The following is a 15515-nucleotide window of genomic DNA, read 5'->3' on the forward strand; positions in this document are numbered from 1 at the left end:
CGGCGGTCCGTCGGCCGGTCGGGGCTCCGCCTCCCGGCCCGGCCGCGGCCGTCGGCTACCGTGGAGGCGTTGTGGACGGGAGCGAGGCGGCCGGGTGTACCTGAAGAGCCTGACCCTCAAGGGCTTCAAGTCCTTCGCTCAGCCGACCACGTTCGCCTTCGAGCCGGGGGTCACCTGCGTCGTCGGCCCCAACGGCTCGGGCAAGAGCAACGTCGTCGACGCGCTCGCCTGGGTGATGGGGGAGCAGGGGGCGAAGACGCTCCGCGGCGGCAAGATGGAGGACGTCATCTTCGCGGGCACCTCCACCCGCGGACCCCTCGGCCGCGCCGAGGTGGCGCTCACCATCGACAACTCGGACGGCGCCCTGCCGATCGAGTACACCGAGGTGACGATCACCCGGACCCTCTTCCGCAACGGCGGCAGCGAGTACGCGATCAACGGACGCGGCTGCCGGCTGCTCGACGTGCAGGAGCTGTTGAGCGACTCCGGTCTCGGGCGCGAGATGCACGTCATCGTGGGGCAGGGACAGCTCGACGCCGTGCTGCACGCGACCCCCGAGGAGCGGCGCGGGTTCATCGAGGAGGCCGCCGGGATCCTCAAGCACCGCCGCCGCAAGGAGAAGACGCTCCGCAAGCTCGAGGCGATGCAGGCGAACCTGACCCGCCTCTCCGACCTCGCGGGCGAGATCCGGCGCCAGCTCAAGCCCCTCGGGCGCCAGGCCGAGGTCGCACGGCAGGCGCAGACGATCGCCGCCGTGGTGCGCGACGCCCGGGCGCGCCTGCTCGCCGACGACGTGGTCGCGCTCCGGACCGCCCTGGACGGCTTCGCCCGCACCGAGAGCGAGCGGCACAGCGAGCGGGTGGTCCTGCAGCAGCGGCTCGAGCAGGCGACGCTCCGGCGAGCGCGGATCGAGGCGGAGGTGGTCGGCGACGCGGTCGACGACGCCCGGCGCACCTCGTTCGAGCTGGAGTCGGTGCAGGAGCGGCTGCGCAACCTCTCGGCCCTCGCCGGGCAGCGGCTCGCGATGCTCGAGCTCGAGTCCGAGCAGCCGCAGATCCAGCCGCGCGTGACGCCGGCGCAGGTGGAGGAGGCGCGGGTCGAGCTGGAGCGCCTGCGGCAGGCCGTCCTCGACGCGGAGTCGGCGTGGGTCCAGGCGCAGGGCACGACCGTCGCCGCCCGCTCCGCCCTCGACGCGGTCGACGAGGAGATCGCCGCGCAGGCGGCCCTCGTCTCGCGCTACGACCTCGAGCTCTCCACCCTCTCGGGGCAGGCCGACACCGCCGCCTCCCGTCTCGCGTCCGTCCGGGGCGAGGTCCTGCGCGCGCAGAACACCCTCGACGCGGCCGACCGGCGGAAGGAGGCGGCGCGGCGGGCGCTCGACGCTCTGGAGGCCGAGCTGGACGACGCCGGCCGCGGCCCCGACGGCGGCCTCGACGAGGGCTACGAGCTCGCCCAGTCCGCGGTCTCGGCCGCCGAGGGCGGGATCGAGCGGCTGCGCGAGGAGCTGCACGCCCTGGAGCGCGAGCGCGAGGCGCTGGCCGCCCGCACGGGTGCCCTGTCGCTGGCCCTCGACGTCTCGGACGGCTCGGCCGAGCTGATCGCCGCCCGGATCGAGGGGGTGCGCGGCCGGGTCGCCGAGCGGATCCAGGTGCGGCCGGGCTCCGAGGCCGCGATCGCCGCCGCCCTCGGCGCGGTCGCCGACGCCGTGCTGGTCGAGTCGACCACCCGGGCCGACGCGGCTCTGGACGCCGCGCTGGAGCGCGACCTCGGACGCGTCGAGCTGCTGGTCGCCGACGCCGCCCGGCCGCACGTCGCTCTCGCCGTTCCCGAGGGGGCGGAACGCGCGGGTGACCTCGTCACGGCGCCGGCCGGGGTGCTCTCGCTCCTCGAGCGCGTGCTCGTGGTCGAGGACCTCGCCGCGGCGCGGCGGCTGAGGGAGCGCATCGATCCGGGCACCGTCCTGGTCACCCGCGACGGCGCGACCGTCTCCGACGCCGTGCAGAGCGCCGGCTCCGGCGGGCAGCGCAGCCGGATCGAGCTCGTCTCCGAGCGCGACTCGGCCGCCGCCCGGCTGGAGGAGGTCGAGGGCGGGATCGACCGGCTCCGCTTCGAGCTCGCCGAGCAGACCGGAGCGCTCCGCGGCGCGAAGGAGCAGGCCGCGAGCGCGCTCTCGGCCCTCCGCGAGCACGACGCCGCCCGTGCCGCCCACACCGAGCGGCTCGGCGGCGTGCGCGCCCAGCTCGAGGCGGCCACCGCCGAGCACGGCCGGGGCTCGAGGGCGCTGGCCGTCGCCTCGGACCGGGTCGGCGACGCCGAGCGCGCGGCCCAGGAGGCGAGGTCGGCGCTCGACGCCGCGCGCGCCCGGCCCCGGCCGGTGCTCGACGCGAGCGCCCGCGACGGTCTGCAGCGCGACGTCGACACCGCACGCGAGCGCGAGATCGAGGCGCGACTCGGCGTCGAGACCGCCAAGGAGCGGGTGCGGGCGGAGCAGTCCCGCGGGGAGGCGCTGGCCCGCCAGCTGGCCGCCGACCGCGCCGCCGCCGACGAGGCCGCGCGCCGCGCCGTGATCCGCCGTCGCCAGCGCGACGCGGCGGCCGAGGTGACCGCCGCGCTCCCCGCCGTCCTCGCCTCCGTCGACCGCTCCGTCCAGCAGGCCCGGGCCGAGCTCGTCGCGGCCGAGGCGGCGCGCTCGCAGCAGAACGCCGAGCTGCAGGGGCTCCGCCGCGAGGAGGGGAACGTGCGCGACCGGCTCCAGTCCGTCACCGAGAGCGTCCACGGCCTCGAGCTGCAGATCTACGAGAAGAGGCTGCAGCTCACCGGTCTGCTCGAGCGCGCCGCGTCCGAGCTCGGGCTCACCGAGGACATGCTGGTGGAGGAGTACGGTCCTGGAGTCGGCGTCCCCGACGAGACGGACGTGGAGCAGGAGCCGCGGCCCTACGTCCGCGAGGAGCAGCGCCGCCGCCTCGAGAAGGCCGAGAAGCAGCTGGGGCAGCTGGGCCGCGTCAATCCGCTCGCGCTGGAGGAGTTCGCCGCGCTGGAGCAGCGGCACGCGTTCCTGACCGAGCAGCTGGCCGACCTCACCGGGACCCGGCGCGACCTGCTCACCATCATCGAGGAGCTCGACGAGACGATGCAGACCGTGTTCGCCTCCGCGTTCGACGACACGCAGGCGGCGTTCGCGGACGTGTTCCCCGTCCTCTTCCCCGGCGGCACCGGCAGCATCCGGCTGACCGACCCGGAGAACCTGCTCACCACCGGCATCGAGGTCGCGGTGCGGCCGGCCGGCAAGAAGATCGAGCGGCTGTCGCTCCTCTCCGGAGGGGAGCGCTCGCTCGCGGCCGTGGCGTTCATGGTCGCCATCTTCAAGTCGCGGCCGAGCCCCTTCTACATCATGGACGAGGTGGAGGCCGCCCTCGACGACGCGAATCTCGGCCGACTGCTCAGCATCTTCGAGGACCTGCGCACCTCGAGCCAGCTGATCGTCATCACCCACCAGAAGCGGACCATGGAGATCGCGGACGCCCTCTACGGCGTGTCGATGCGGCAGGACGGCGTCTCGGCCGTCGTCGGCCAGCGCGTCGCCGCGCCCCCGGCCTGAACCCGCCTCCCCGACCGCTCGGAGGCGCGCCCGCCGGTAGCCTGGACCCATGGCAGAACGCACCTCCTGGTCGCTCGGCCGCGCACTGCGCGGCCTGTTCGAGAAGCGCACGATCGACGACCAGACCTGGGACGACCTCGAGACGGCGCTGATCACCGCCGACTTCGGCCCCGACATCACCGAGGAGATCGTCGACGACCTCCGCTCCAAGGTCGCCCGCTACTCCACCACCGACCCGCGCGACCTGCAGCGGATGCTCCGCGAGTCCCTCGAGGAGCGCCTGTCGAAGTACGACACGACCCTCAAGCTCAGCGAGCGCCCCGCCGTGATCCTCGTGGTCGGCGTGAACGGCGTCGGCAAGACCACGACCATCGGCAAGTTCGCCAAGTTCCTCCGCAACTACGGCCGGAGCGTCGTGGTCGGCGCGGCCGACACCTTCCGCGCGGCGGCGGTCGACCAGCTCGCCACCTGGGCGCAGCGCGCCGACGCCCAGATCGTCCGCCCTCAGCAGGAGCGCCAGGATCCGGCGTCCGTCGCCTTCCAGACCGTGCAGTTCGCGAAGGACACCGGCGTCGAGATGGTCATCATCGACACGGCCGGCCGCCTGCACACCAAGGGCGGGCTGATGGACGAGCTCACGAAGATCAAGCGCGTCATCGAGAAGCAGGCCCCGATCTCCGAGATCCTGCTCGTGCTCGACGCGACGACCGGTCAGAACGGGCTGAGCCAGGCCGAGGCGTTCATCGAGCACGCGGGCGTCACCGGCCTGGTCATCACCAAGCTCGACGGCTCCGCGAAGGGCGGCTTCGTCCTCGCGGTCCAGGAGCGCACCGGCATCCCGATCAAGCTCGTCGGCCAGGGCGAGGGCATCGGCGACCTCACCGGCTTCACCCCCCACGTCTTCGCCCAGCAGCTCGTCAGCTGAGCGGCCCAGCCCGGGACGACGCGCCGGCGCCGTCCCGGTGGCGGGCTACACGGCCTGCGAGAAGCCCAGTGCCGCGTCGGCGAGGTGGCGCAGGTGCTCCGGAACCGGCAGCCCCTTCGACTCCATCGAGCGCGCCCAGAGCCGGCCGGCCCGGTAGGAGGAGCGGACCAGGGGCCCCGCGAGGACGCCGAGGAAGCCGATGTCCTCGGCCTCCTCCTTGATCGCCACGAACTCCTCCGGGTGCACCCAGCGGTCCACCGGCAGATGCCGCGGCGTCGGGCGGAGGTACTGCGTGATGGTCACGATGTCGGTGCCGGCGTCGTGGAGGTCCTGCAGCGCCTGCGAGATCTCCTCCCGCTCCTCGCCCATGCCGAGGATGAGGTTCGACTTCGTGATCAGCCCCGCCTCCCGGCCCTGGGTGAGCACGTCGAGCGAGCGCTCGTAGCGGAAGGCCGGCCGGATGCGCTTGAAGATCCGCGGCACCGTCTCGACGTTGTGGGCGAACACCTCCGGCTCCGCGTCGAACACCCTCTGCAGGTGCTCGGCGCGGCCGGTGAAGTCCGGGACCAGGATCTCGACCCCCGTGCCCGGAGCCTGGGCGTGGATCTGGCGGATGGTCTCGGCGTAGAGCCAGGAGCCCTCGTCCGGCAGGTCGTCGCGGGCGACTCCGGTGACGGTCGCGTAGCGGAGGTTCATCCGCGCCACGGACTCGCCGACGCGCCGGGGCTCGTCGGCGTCGTAGTCCGCGGGCTTCCCGGTGTCGATCTGGCAGAAGTCGCAGCGGCGGGTGCACTGGGCGCCCCCGATGAGGAAGGTCGCCTCTCGGTCCTCCCAGCACTCGAAGATGTTGGGGCAGCCCGCCTCCTGGCAGACGGTGTGCAGCTCCTCGCTCTTCACCAGCGACTGCAGCTGCAGGTACTCCGGACCCATCGAGGCCTTCGTGCGTATCCACTCGGGCTTGCGCTCGATCGGCGTCTCGGCGTTGCGGATCTCCAGCCGCAGGAGCTTGCGGCCGCCGGCCTCGGCGCTCACGCGGCGACCTCCTCGATGCGGGCGGAGAAGGCGGGGGCCGCCTCCGAGAAGCGCGCCGCCACCCGCGCCCGCACCGCCTCCATGGGCGCAGCCCCGCCGCGCTCGCGCTCGAGCGTGGTCACCCCGGCGTCGGCGATGCCGCAGGCGACGATGCGGGCGTAGGGCTCGAGGCTGTTCGAGACGTTGAGGGCGAAGCCGTGCATCGTCACGCCCGAGGCGACGCGGATGCCGATCGCGGCGATCTTGTCGGCGCCGCCGTCCCTCGGGATCCACACTCCCGAGCGCCCGTCGACGCGCCGCCCCTGCACGCCCAGGTCGTCGAGAGCGGCGATCAGCACGCCCTCCAGCGAGCGGACGTAGGCGACCACGTCGACGGGCTCGCCGAGCCGCACGATCGGGTAGCCGACGAGCTGGCCCGGGCCGTGCCAGGTGATCCGCCCTCCGCGGTCGACGTCGACCACGGGCGAGCCGTCGTCCGGGCGCTCGTGCGCCTCGGTGCGCTTGCCGGCGGTGTAGACGGAGGAGTGCTCGCAGAGCACGAGGGTGTCCGGCCTCGAGCCCGCCACCACCTCGGCGTGCAGGCGGCGCTGCAGCTCCCAGCCGTCGGCGTAGTCCAGGGGTTCCGCGGAGTCGCCCGCCACCAGTGTCTCGATCACCGGGCCACCCTAACCCTGTTCTTGGACCCGGACCAGTTAATCCGCTCAGCGATGATCGCGCCGATCGCGAGCCGGTCGGCGGCCCCGCCCGCCGACCCTCCGGGCCTCCGGTAGAATTCCGGGCATCATGGCTACTTTCGGCACCCTCTCCGATCGACTCGTCGAGACCTTCAAGAACCTCCGCACGAAGGGCAAGCTCTCCGCGTCGGACGTCGACGGCACCGTCCGCGAGATCCGGCGGGCCCTCCTCGACGCCGACGTGGCGCTGGAGGTCGTGAAGGAGTTCACCGGCAAGGTGCGCGAGCGCGCCCTCGGCGACGAGGTCAACAAGGCGCTCAACCCGGCCCAGCAGGTCGTCCAGATCGTCAACGAGGAGCTCGTCGCGATCCTCGGCGGACAGTCGCGCCGGCTCGAGTTCGCCAAGCGCCCGCCGACCGTCATCATGCTCGCCGGCCTCCAGGGCGCGGGTAAGACGACCCTCGCGGGCAAGCTCGGCAAGTACCTCGGCAAGGACGGCCACACCCCGCTGCTCGTCGCGGCCGACCTCCAGCGCCCCAACGCCGTGCAGCAGCTGCAGGTCGTCGGCGAGCAGGCCGGAGTCGCGGTCTACGCGCCGGAGCCGGGCAACGGCGTCGGCAACCCGGTCAAGGTCGCCCAGAACGCGATCCGCTTCGCGACCGACAAGCAGTACGACACGGTCATCATCGACACGGCCGGACGCCTCGGCGTCGACGCCGACATGATGAAGCAGGCCGCCGACATCCGCCGCGTCACGAACCCCGACGAGGTCCTGTTCGTCATCGACGCGATGATCGGCCAGGACGCGGTCGCGACCGCCAAGGCCTTCCAGGAGGGCGTCGACTTCACCGGCGTCGTCCTCTCCAAGCTCGACGGCGACGCCCGCGGAGGCGCGGCGCTCTCGGTCGCCTCGCTCACCGGCCGCCCGATCCTCTTCGCCTCCACGGGTGAGTCGCTCGACGACTTCGAGCAGTTCCACCCCGACCGCATGGCGAGCCGCATCCTCGACCTCGGCGACGTGCTGACGCTCATCGAGCAGGCCCAGTCCGCGTTCGACGAGGACGAGGCGCGCAAGATCGCCGAGAAGATCATGGGGGACACGTTCACCCTCGACGACTTCCTCGGCCAGATGCAGCAGCTGCGCAACATGGGCTCGATCAAGAAGATGATCGGCATGCTGCCCGGCGCGAAGGGCATGCGCGAGCAGCTCGACCAGTTCGACGAGCGCGAGATCGTGCGCACCGAGGCGATCATCCAGTCGATGACGAAGGCGGAGCGGGTCAACCCGAAGCTGCTCAACGGCTCGCGGCGCCTGCGCATCGCCCGCGGCTCCGGCATGACGGTCACGGACGTCAACCAGCTCGTCCAGCGCTTCGAGCAGGCCGCCAAGATGATGAAAACGGTCGCCAAGGGCGGCATGCCCTCGGTCCCCGGGATGGGCCCGGTGCCCGGCGCCGGCTACCAGGGCCGCCCGAAGCCGCAGAAGAAGAAGAGCAGCAAGTCCGGCAACCCCGCCAAGCGCGCGGCCGAGAACGCGGCGATCACCTCCGGGCCCCGCCCGGGCGATGCGGGCGGCTCCGGCTTCGGCCTGGGCGGCGGCGCCGGCAAGGGCGCCCAGCCCACGCCGGAGGAGCTCGAGCAGCTGCAGAAGCTCCTCGGGCGATGAGGCGGGTCGCGGCCGGACGCGCGGGCGGGGTCCTCGTCCTCGCGGCCGTGCTCGGGCTCACCGGCTGCGCCGAGGGCTCCGGGGTCGACGCGATGACGGCGCCCTCCCCGGAGGACCTGGTCGGCCGCTGGGTGACGGGCGTCTCCTACGACGCGCCCGACGTGCCGTTCCTCCTGATCGCGGAGGACGGGACCTGGACGGGCTCCGACGGCTGCAACGGCGCGCAGGGCGAGTGGTCGATCGACCAGGAGGGCGCCCTCACTGTCTCGGCCGGGCCGAGCACGCTGATCGCCTGCGACGGCGTCGCACTGCCGATGATCTTCTCGGAGGCGGCGATGGCCTCGATCGACGGCGGACGGCTCCGCCTGTTCGACGACGAGGGGGCCACCGTCGTCAAGCTCGCCCGCTCCACGAGCGACGAGGCGCCCTCGGCGTCGCCGGACCCGGCGGGGGAGTAGCGCGCCGTCCCTCCGGGGGCCGCAGCGGGGATCCCCGTGAGGCGCACCGCTCGCTAGCGTGAGGGCATGACAACCGCACACGCGCGCCCCGTCCGCATCGGCGTCCAGATCGCACCGCAGCACGTCCCCTACGAGGTCATCCGCGACACGCTCGCCGAGCTCGAGGACCTCGGCGTCGACATCGCCTTCAACTGGGACCACTTCTTCCCGCTCTCGGGAGAGCCGAACGGCCTGCACTTCGAGGGCTGGAGCATGCTCGCGGCCTGGGCCGAGCAGACCAGCCGCATCGAGTTCGGCCCGCTGGTCACCTGCAACAGCTACCGGAACCCCGACCTCCTCGCCGACATGGCGCGCACGGTCGACCACATCAGCGCCAAGGGCGCCGAGGGCCGTCTGATCTTCGGCATCGGCTCGGGCTGGTTCGAGCGCGACTACGAGGAGTACGGCTACGAGTTCGGCACTCCCGGCTCCCGCCTCGACGAGCTCTCCGAGGCGATGCCGCGCATCCGCAGCCGGTGGTCGATGCTCAACCCGGCGCCCACCCGCGACATCCCGGTGATGATCGGCGGCGGCGGCGAGAAGAAGACGCTGCGGATCGTCGCCGAGCACGCCGACATCTGGCACAGCTTCTCGGACGTCCCGACGCTCGAGCGCAAGCTCGGCGTGCTCTCGGAGTGGTGCAGCCGCGTCGACCGCGACCCGGCGGCGATCGAGATCTCGACCGGCGCGAGCGTGCGCGGCGGTGTCGGCGACGCCTCCTTCGACGTGCTCGACCAGCAGTACGACCTGGGCGCCCGCCTGTTCACGCTCGGCATCACCGGTCCGGACATCGACCTCGCTCCCGTGCGCGACCTGCTCGGCTGGCGCGACGGCCGGAACAGCACCGCGCGCTGACCCGGCGGGGCGCCGTCAGGGCGGCGCCCCGCGTCGGAGTCAGGCCGGCGGCGCGTCCGTCGCCTTCTGGCCGGTCGGCACCGCCCGGGCGAGGCCGGACTTCTCGGCCGCCACCTCGAACGCGTCGGCCAGGGCGCGCTGGCCCTCGACGGTGGGATGCACGCCGTCCTCGCCGAGCAGCCCGTCCTCGCGGAGGGGGTCCGGGTACTCGAGCGCACCGCCGCCGGCGGCCGTCACGGCCTCGACCAGCGCCGCGTCGTACTCGTCGAGATCGGAGGGGCGCGGGTCGGGGCCCCACACCGAGTCGAGCGCGATGAGCCGGGCCGAGGGCGAGGCGGACACGATCGCGTCCACCGCCGGCCCGATCGCGGCGTCCACGTCCTCCGGATCCCAGCCCAGGTCGTTGCTGCTGGCGATCAGCACGATCGCATCGGGCCGGGTGTCGGCGATCTCCTGCGCGCGGTCGCCGATCGCGACGCCGCAGTCGCCCGGCTCGATGAAGCCGCCGCCGTCGCAGCCCAGGTTCGTGACCTCCCAGCCGAGGTCGTCGCCGACGAGAGCGGGCCAGGCCTGCTCCGGGTCGACCGTCAGACCGCGCACGATGCTGTCGCCGACGATCGTCACCCGGGAGCCGGCGGGAAGAGAGCCGCCGATCGAGAGCGGCAGCGGATCGGCGGTGACGGTCGGGAAGGAAGTGGCGGTGCCGGCGGGGGACGCGGTCGCCGGGCCGGTCGTCGTCGAGGACGAGCAGCCGGCGAGGCCGAGGGCCAGCGCGCCGATCGCGGCTGCGGCGAGGAGGACGGGACGCGTCATGAGCGGGGATCCTGGAGCCCGTCGCGCAGCTCGCCCGCGAGCGCCCGGACCACCGCCTTGAGGTCGCCGTCGTTCGCCGCCGCCGTCCGCAGCTGGCGCTGGTAGCTCGCTCCCGCGACCAGGATCAGCTCGACGTCGCCGAGCTCCTTCACGCAGTCGAGACGCTCGGCGACCGGTGCGAGGGTGACGAGCAGGTCGCGGATGTCGTCGGTGACCAGCCGCTCCGCTCCAGCGGCGTCGAGGATGATCTCGGCGTCGAGTCCGTAGCGGGCCGCGCGCCACTTGTTCTCGCGCACGTACCAGGGCTGCATCGTCGGAAGGTCCTCGCCCGCGTCCAGCCGCGACGAGAGGTGCTCGACGAGGCACTGGATCAGCGCGGCGACTGCTCCGATCTCCTCCGCGGAGGAGAGGCCGTCGCACGCGCGCATCTCGAGAGTGCCCCACTGCGGCGAGGGGCGGATGTCCCAGCGGACCTCCGTGTGGTCGTCGATGACGCCGGTGCGCATCATGTCGTCGACGTACTCCTCGTAGTTCGCCCAGGCACCGAACTGCGGAGGCAGGCCCGCCGTCGGCAGCTGCTGGAACATCAGCGCGCGGTTCGAGGCGTAGCCCGTGTCGACCCCGCCCCAGAACGGGCTCGACGCCGAGAGCGCCTGCAGGTGCGGGTAGTAGTCGAGCAGGGAGTTGAGGATCGGCAGCACCTTGTCGCGGTGCTCGATGCCGACGTGCACGTGAATGCCCCAGATCATCATGTTCCGGCCCCACCACTGGGTCCGGTCGATGAGGCGGTGGTACCGCTCCTTGTCCGTGATGGCCTGGTCGAACCACTGCGCGAACGGGTGCGTGCCCGAGCACACGAGGTCGAGTCCCATGGGGTCGGTGATCTCGCGCACCTGCCGCAGCTGATCCTGCAGGTCGGCGACCGCGTCGCGGACGGAGGTGTGCACGCCGGAGACCAGCTCGACCGTGTTGCGCAGGAGCTCGCCGGTGATGTGCGGGTGCGGGGCGCCGTCGTCGCTGCGGAGCGCCTCCAGCACCACATCGGCGACGTTGGCGAGATCGCCCGTCTGCCGGTCGACGATCGCGACCTCCCACTCGATCCCGAGCGTGGAGCGGTCTGATGCGGCGAAGCTGATCTCCATGGCGTGGTCCTCATCGGATCCGGGCGTCCGCCGATCGGGACGCGCCTCGCCATCCTGCCACCTGCGGCCGGGGCGGACGCCGAGCCCCGGCGGAGGCCTTCCCGGTCCCGCGCGGCCCGCTCCCGCGAGGGTGCCGCTGGGCGGCGGCGTGCCGGGCCCGCACCGGGGCGGTTTTTCTGGCAGAATGATCCGTCGGGTCCGAGGCGGTCGACCCTCTACTCACCGCCGACGAAACCCCCTCGAGCTTCCGCCGGGTGTGCCCCCACGCTCACGGCTCAGTTCATCCATCATCGACCGGACACCGGTCAACGACCACACAGGAGAATTGTGGCTGTCAAGATTCGTCTGAAGCGCCTCGGCAAGATCCGGGCGCCCTACTACCGCATCGTCGTCGCCGACTCGCGCACCAAGCGCGACGGCCGCGTGATCGAGGAGATCGGCAAGTACCACCCGACCGAGCAGCCCTCGTTCATCCAGGTCGACTCGGAGCGCGCGCAGTACTGGCTCGGAGTCGGCGCGCAGCCGACCGAGCAGGTCGCCGCGATCCTCAAGCTGACCGGCGACTGGGGCCGCTTCAAGGGCGACGCCGACGCCGTCAGCACCGTCCAGGTGAAGGAGCCCAAGGCTCCGTTCGTCGTCGACGCGAAGAAGAAGCCCGTCCTCAAGCCGAAGTCCGAGGCTCCGGCCAAGGCCGCCCCGGTCGAGGACACCGCCGACGAGACCTCCACCGAGGCGTAGTCAGTGCTCGCTCCCGCCGTCGAACACCTCGTCAAGGGGATCGTCGAGAACCCCGATGAGGTCAGTGTCGTGGCCACGAGCTCCCCGCGCGGAGAGGTCCTCGAGGTGCGCGTGCACCCCGAGGACCTCGGCCGCGTGATCGGACGCTCCGGTCGCACCGCCAAGGCCGTCCGCACTCTCGTCGCCGCGCTCGCCGACGGGCGCCGCGTGCGCGTCGACGTCGTCGACACCGACAAGTAGAGGTGTCGGTCACCGGACCGGGCACGACGCAGCTCCGCGTCGCCCGACTCACCAAGGCCCACGGGCTCAAGGGCGCCATCAAGCTCGAGCTCTACACGGACGAGCCCGACAAGCGCTTCACCCCCGGATCCACGTTCACGCTGCAGGTGCCGCGCACCTCCGAGTGGCACGGCAAGAAGCTCGAGCTCGTCGAGCTGCGCTGGTACAACAGCCACCCCGTCGCGTTCTTCCGAGGCGTCGACGACCGCAACGCCGCTGAGACCCTCCTGAAGGCGATCCTCTGGATCGACGAGGAGGTGCAGACCCAGCCGGGCGAGGACGACTCCTGGTACGACTACCAGCTGGTCGGCATGAAGGTCGTCCGCGACGGCGTCGAGGTCGGCACCGTCCGCCGCGTCGACCACTTCCCCGCGCAGGACCTGCTCATCGTCGGTACCCCCTCCGGCGAGGTGATGGTGCCGTTCGTGAACGCGATCGTCCCCTCCGTCGACGCCGCGGCCGGGATCGTCACGGTCACGCCTCCGATCGGCCTGTTCGAGGAGGCTCCCGAGGAGGAGCCCGCCGCGGTCGACCTCAGCGGCGTCGACCTGGCGGACCCGGCGCTGAGCGCGCCTGCGGACGCCGACGAGCCGGACGCCTCCGATGACGCGGACGCCGCTCTCGAGGAGCCCGCCGACGACGAGCCCCCGGCCGCCTCCGACGCCGCCTCCGAGGAGGAGCCCCGGTCGTGAGGATCGACATCGTCACGATCTTCCCGGAGTTCTTCGGCGTGCTCGACATCAGCCTGCTCGGCCGTGCTCGGCAGAGCGGGCTGATCGAGCTCGGCGTGCACGACCTGCGCGACTTCACCCACGACCGCCACCGCACCGTCGACGACACGCCCTACGGCGGCGGCGCCGGCATGGTGATGCGACCGGAGCCGTGGGGCGAGGCGCTCGACACGATCCTCGACGGCGCGGACGACCCCGTCGTGATCTTCCCGTCGCCCGCGGGCGAGCTGTTCACCCAGGCGACCGCCCGCGAGCTCGCGGAGGAGTCCTCCCTCGTCTTCGGCTGCGGCCGCTACGAGGGCATCGACCAGCGCGTCGTGGACCACACCGCCGAGCGCGCGCGGGTCCGGCTGATCAGCCTCGGCGACTACGTCCTCAACGGAGGAGAGGTCGCCGTGATGGCGATGATCGAGGCCGTCGGACGCTTGGTCCCGGGCGTCGTCGGCAACCCGGCGAGCCTGGTCGAGGAGAGCCACTCCGACGGGCTGCTCGAGTACCCGAGCTACACCAAGCCCGCCTCCTGGCGGGGCCTCGACGTCCCTCCGGTGCTCCTCAGCGGCAACCACGGGGCGATCGCCGCCTGGCGCCACGAGCAGAGCGTCGAGCGCACGCGCCGCGTCCGCCCCGAACTGCTTCCCTAGCCCCTAGCCGCACGGTCACCGGGCCGCGAGGGCCAGGTGCCGTTCGCGGAGGGCGAGGAAGAGGGGGAACGCGAACGCGAGGGCGACCAGCGGCGCGAGCAGCACCAGGATCCACACGCGGCGCATCCCGATCCGGCGGCCCTCCACCACCATGAAGGCGACGGCTGCGATCGCGACGACCAGCAGGTCGGTCGAGAACGACGACACCCACGGCCCGCCCGCGGCGAGGCCGGCGAGCACGTCCGCGCCCTCCTGCATCGCCCGCACGTTCCAGGTCCAGGTCCCGATCAGCCCGGCGAGGGCGAGGACGAGGTAGACGATCCCGAGCGGCGTCCAGCCGCGGTGCAGCCGGCTCATGCGCGGGCCTCCGTTCGTGCGAGGGTGAGGATCATCCCTCCGGCGAGAGCGATCACGGCCACAGTAGCGACGGCGAGGGTCAGCGCGTCCGGTGCGGTCAGCGCCTGTCCGCGCAGCGCCTGCCAGCAGGTGAGGGCGACCGCGGACGCCCATCCCGCCGAGGCCAGTGCGACGAGCCGCAGCCGGGTGCATCCGGGGCGCAGCACGGGGATCCGGGGTGCCAGCCGTCCGAGCAGCAGCGCGAGCAGCGGGAGCCCCTGCAGAGCGTGCATCCCGACGAAGTGCGGGATGCGCAGATCGCCCCCCGTGGTGCTCCAGCCCAGGAGGGGGAGGCCGGGTCCGCCGTCCGCGACTCCGACGGCGTGCGCACCGACGACGCCCTGGTAGTCGCTGATCTGGCCGGGCGAGGGCCCCGTCATCAGGAACGCGAGGGCCATCCCGACGAGCCCGATCACGAGTCCGGCACGGACGGCGAGCGTCAGCGCAGGGTCGCCGAGCGGCACCCGCGCCAGGAGGGCGGCGAGGACCAGCGTCGCCAGCCAGACCACCACGATCGAGACGGCCATCGAGGCCCAGAGCGCGGCGTGCAGGGGAGTGGAGACGTCGAAGTGGCTGCGCTCGCCGACCAGGGCGGCGCCTCCGATCACGACCATCTCGACCGCCAGGCCGACTGCCGCGACCGTGCCCAGCGCTCGGGCGAGGCGGCGCCGGCGGGGCACGAGCCCGATCAGCCAGGCGAGCGTCACGGCGTACAGTGCGATCGAGAGGCAGAACTTCAGCGGCTTGCCCCAGAGCGGCTGCCCGCCGAGCTCGCGGGGATCGACGACCAGCGCGATCGCGCTGAGGAGGGCGCCGACCGCCATCGCGGCAGCGAGCACCAGGAGCGGCCGGTGCGGAGCAGCGGAGGCCGTGGGCGCGGGCGTCTCGGTCGCGGCGCTCATCGGGGCACCTCCGTCGGGCCGAAGCGGGTCTGCGTCTCGCGCGCCTGGGCGACGCGCCGGAGCGACTGCAGCACCACGTCTCCGAGCGCGGTGCCGACGGCGGCGACGGCGGCCTGCTCGCTCACGCTCTCGCGGGCCTGCAGCTCGTCGAGGTCGGCGGAGGCGACGAGGGCGGCGGCGCGGGCGTAGGTCTCGAGCCAGCCGGCGCTCATCGGTCCGGTGGAGAGCTCGAGCGCGTCGAGCGCCCGTGCCGCCGTCGCGACGGCAGGGTGGCCGCAGTGGTCGGAGCCCGCGGCCTCGGCGATCCGCCGCGTCGACGCCTCGGTGGCGGACGCGGTCGAGTCGGCGCTCACGGAGACCACGTCCTGCGCCACCTCGAACGCTGCTGTCGGACCGACGCCCGCGTCGAGCGCGGCCGTGATCCGCTTCGCGCCGGCGATACCGACGCCGCCGCTCTCGATGAGCGCCCGGAGCAGCGTCAGGCGGGCGACATGGGCGTCCCCGTACTCCGCCCGCTGGGGGCCGGCGGCGTCGCCCGGCGGCAGCAGCCCCTCCCGGATGTAGTACTTGATCGTGGGCAGGCTGACGCCGCTGCTGCGGCTGAGCTCCGAGATTCGCACGTGGAC

Annotated in this window: 16 protein-coding genes; 9 read left to right on the forward strand and 7 right to left on the reverse strand. The window is 72.9% G+C overall.

The window, feature by feature from the left end:
• Positions 1-94: 94 nt before the first annotated feature.
• Complete coding sequence (gene smc / locus C5C69_RS03890) at positions 95-3598, forward strand: chromosome segregation protein SMC (protein WP_104257351.1); 3504 nt, start codon at positions 95-97, stop codon at positions 3596-3598.
• 49 nt (positions 3599-3647) lie between these two features.
• Positions 3648-4523, forward strand: a complete 876-nt coding sequence (ftsY, locus tag C5C69_RS03895; protein ID WP_104257352.1) for a signal recognition particle-docking protein FtsY — start codon at positions 3648-3650, stop codon at positions 4521-4523.
• Between the two features lie 45 nt (positions 4524-4568).
• Here the strand turns inward: ftsY and lipA are convergent, their stop codons facing one another.
• Together lipA and lipB are read right to left on the reverse strand one after the other, a co-directional pair.
• Complete coding sequence (lipA, locus tag C5C69_RS03900) at positions 4569-5555, reverse strand: lipoyl synthase (protein WP_104247634.1); 987 nt, start codon at positions 5553-5555, stop codon at positions 4569-4571.
• Positions 5552-6211, reverse strand: coding sequence for a lipoyl(octanoyl) transferase LipB (gene lipB / locus C5C69_RS03905; protein WP_104257353.1), 660 nt, complete (start codon positions 6209-6211; stop codon positions 5552-5554). Before lipB ends, lipA begins: the two co-directional genes overlap by 4 nt.
• Positions 6212-6338: 127 nt before the next feature.
• Between lipB and ffh the strand changes: the two genes are divergently transcribed.
• From ffh to C5C69_RS03920, 3 genes are all read left to right on the forward strand, one after another.
• Positions 6339-7895, forward strand: coding sequence for a signal recognition particle protein (ffh, locus tag C5C69_RS03910; RefSeq protein WP_104226882.1), 1557 nt, complete (start codon positions 6339-6341; stop codon positions 7893-7895).
• On the forward strand, positions 7892-8353 hold the full coding sequence (locus C5C69_RS03915) for an META domain-containing protein (protein ID WP_104257354.1): 462 nt from the start codon (positions 7892-7894) through the stop codon (positions 8351-8353). The genes ffh and C5C69_RS03915 overlap by 4 nt, the downstream gene beginning before the upstream one ends.
• Positions 8354-8419: 66 nt before the next feature.
• On the forward strand, positions 8420-9247 hold the full coding sequence (locus C5C69_RS03920; protein WP_104232489.1) for an LLM class F420-dependent oxidoreductase: 828 nt from the start codon (positions 8420-8422) through the stop codon (positions 9245-9247).
• Positions 9248-9286: 39 nt separating this feature from the next.
• On the opposite strand, the gene C5C69_RS03925 is transcribed toward C5C69_RS03920, so the two are convergent.
• Together C5C69_RS03925 and C5C69_RS03930 are read right to left on the reverse strand one after the other, a co-directional pair.
• Complete coding sequence (locus tag C5C69_RS03925) at positions 9287-10060, reverse strand: SGNH/GDSL hydrolase family protein (RefSeq protein WP_104232490.1); 774 nt, start codon at positions 10058-10060, stop codon at positions 9287-9289.
• A complete protein-coding gene (locus C5C69_RS03930) occupies positions 10057-11202 on the reverse strand; it encodes a glutamate--cysteine ligase (RefSeq protein WP_104223913.1) in 1146 nt (381 codons plus the stop codon). The genes C5C69_RS03925 and C5C69_RS03930 overlap by 4 nt, the downstream gene beginning before the upstream one ends.
• A 327-nt stretch (positions 11203-11529) precedes the next feature.
• On the opposite strand from C5C69_RS03930, the gene rpsP reads away from it, so the two are divergent.
• From rpsP to trmD, 4 genes are read left to right on the forward strand one after another with little or no spacing between them, the layout of a single operon-like run.
• On the forward strand, positions 11530-11940 hold the full coding sequence (gene rpsP / locus C5C69_RS03935) for a 30S ribosomal protein S16 (protein ID WP_104223912.1): 411 nt from the start codon (positions 11530-11532) through the stop codon (positions 11938-11940).
• 3 nt (positions 11941-11943) lie between these two features.
• On the forward strand, positions 11944-12180 hold the full coding sequence (locus C5C69_RS03940; RefSeq protein ID WP_068210678.1) for an RNA-binding protein: 237 nt from the start codon (positions 11944-11946) through the stop codon (positions 12178-12180).
• Positions 12181-12182: 2 nt separating this feature from the next.
• Positions 12183-12911 (forward strand): ribosome maturation factor RimM, encoded by a 729-nt coding sequence (rimM, locus tag C5C69_RS03945; protein WP_104257355.1) that lies wholly within the window; start codon positions 12183-12185, stop codon positions 12909-12911.
• On the forward strand, positions 12908-13591 hold the full coding sequence (gene trmD, locus C5C69_RS03950; protein ID WP_104256310.1) for a tRNA (guanosine(37)-N1)-methyltransferase TrmD: 684 nt from the start codon (positions 12908-12910) through the stop codon (positions 13589-13591). The genes rimM and trmD overlap by 4 nt, the downstream gene beginning before the upstream one ends.
• Before the next feature lie 15 nt (positions 13592-13606).
• On the opposite strand, the gene C5C69_RS03955 is transcribed toward trmD, so the two are convergent.
• The 3 genes from C5C69_RS03955 to C5C69_RS03965 are packed head-to-tail and all read right to left on the reverse strand — an operon-like array spanning position 13607 to position 15509.
• Positions 13607-13948 carry a DUF2834 domain-containing protein gene (locus C5C69_RS03955; RefSeq protein ID WP_104257356.1) on the reverse strand — a complete coding sequence of 114 codons (342 nt, stop codon included), beginning with the start codon at positions 13946-13948 and terminating at the stop codon, positions 13607-13609.
• Positions 13945-14889, reverse strand: a complete 945-nt coding sequence (locus tag C5C69_RS03960; RefSeq protein ID WP_104257357.1) for a hypothetical protein — start codon at positions 14887-14889, stop codon at positions 13945-13947. Before C5C69_RS03960 ends, C5C69_RS03955 begins: the two co-directional genes overlap by 4 nt.
• Positions 14886-15509 carry a MerR family transcriptional regulator gene (locus C5C69_RS03965; RefSeq protein WP_104257358.1) on the reverse strand — a complete coding sequence of 208 codons (624 nt, stop codon included), beginning with the start codon at positions 15507-15509 and terminating at the stop codon, positions 14886-14888. Before C5C69_RS03965 ends, C5C69_RS03960 begins: the two co-directional genes overlap by 4 nt.
• Between the last annotated feature and the right edge of the window lie 6 nt (positions 15510-15515).

The organism is Rathayibacter sp. AY1C7 (assembly GCF_002931865.1).
Classification (GTDB): Bacteria; Actinomycetota; Actinomycetes; order Actinomycetales; family Microbacteriaceae; genus Rathayibacter.

Bases quoted from the DNA above. Each gene is read 5' to 3' on its own strand.
- C5C69_RS03925 (WP_104232490.1), bottom strand. From the start codon at position 10,060: ATGACGCGTCCCGTCCTCCTCGCCGCAGCCGCGATCGGCGCGCTGGCC.
- ftsY (WP_104257352.1), top strand. From the start codon at position 3,648: ATGGCAGAACGCACCTCCTGGTCGCTCGGCCGCGCACTGCGCGGCCTG.
- C5C69_RS03955 (WP_104257356.1), bottom strand. From the start codon at position 13,948: ATGAGCCGGCTGCACCGCGGCTGGACGCCGCTCGGGATCGTCTACCTC.
- C5C69_RS03960 (WP_104257357.1), bottom strand. From the start codon at position 14,889: ATGAGCGCCGCGACCGAGACGCCCGCGCCCACGGCCTCCGCTGCTCCG.
- ffh (WP_104226882.1), top strand. From the start codon at position 6,339: ATGGCTACTTTCGGCACCCTCTCCGATCGACTCGTCGAGACCTTCAAG.
- C5C69_RS03915 (WP_104257354.1), top strand. From the start codon at position 7,892: ATGAGGCGGGTCGCGGCCGGACGCGCGGGCGGGGTCCTCGTCCTCGCG.
- C5C69_RS03930 (WP_104223913.1), bottom strand. From the start codon at position 11,202: ATGGAGATCAGCTTCGCCGCATCAGACCGCTCCACGCTCGGGATCGAG.
- C5C69_RS03920 (WP_104232489.1), top strand. From the start codon at position 8,420: ATGACAACCGCACACGCGCGCCCCGTCCGCATCGGCGTCCAGATCGCA.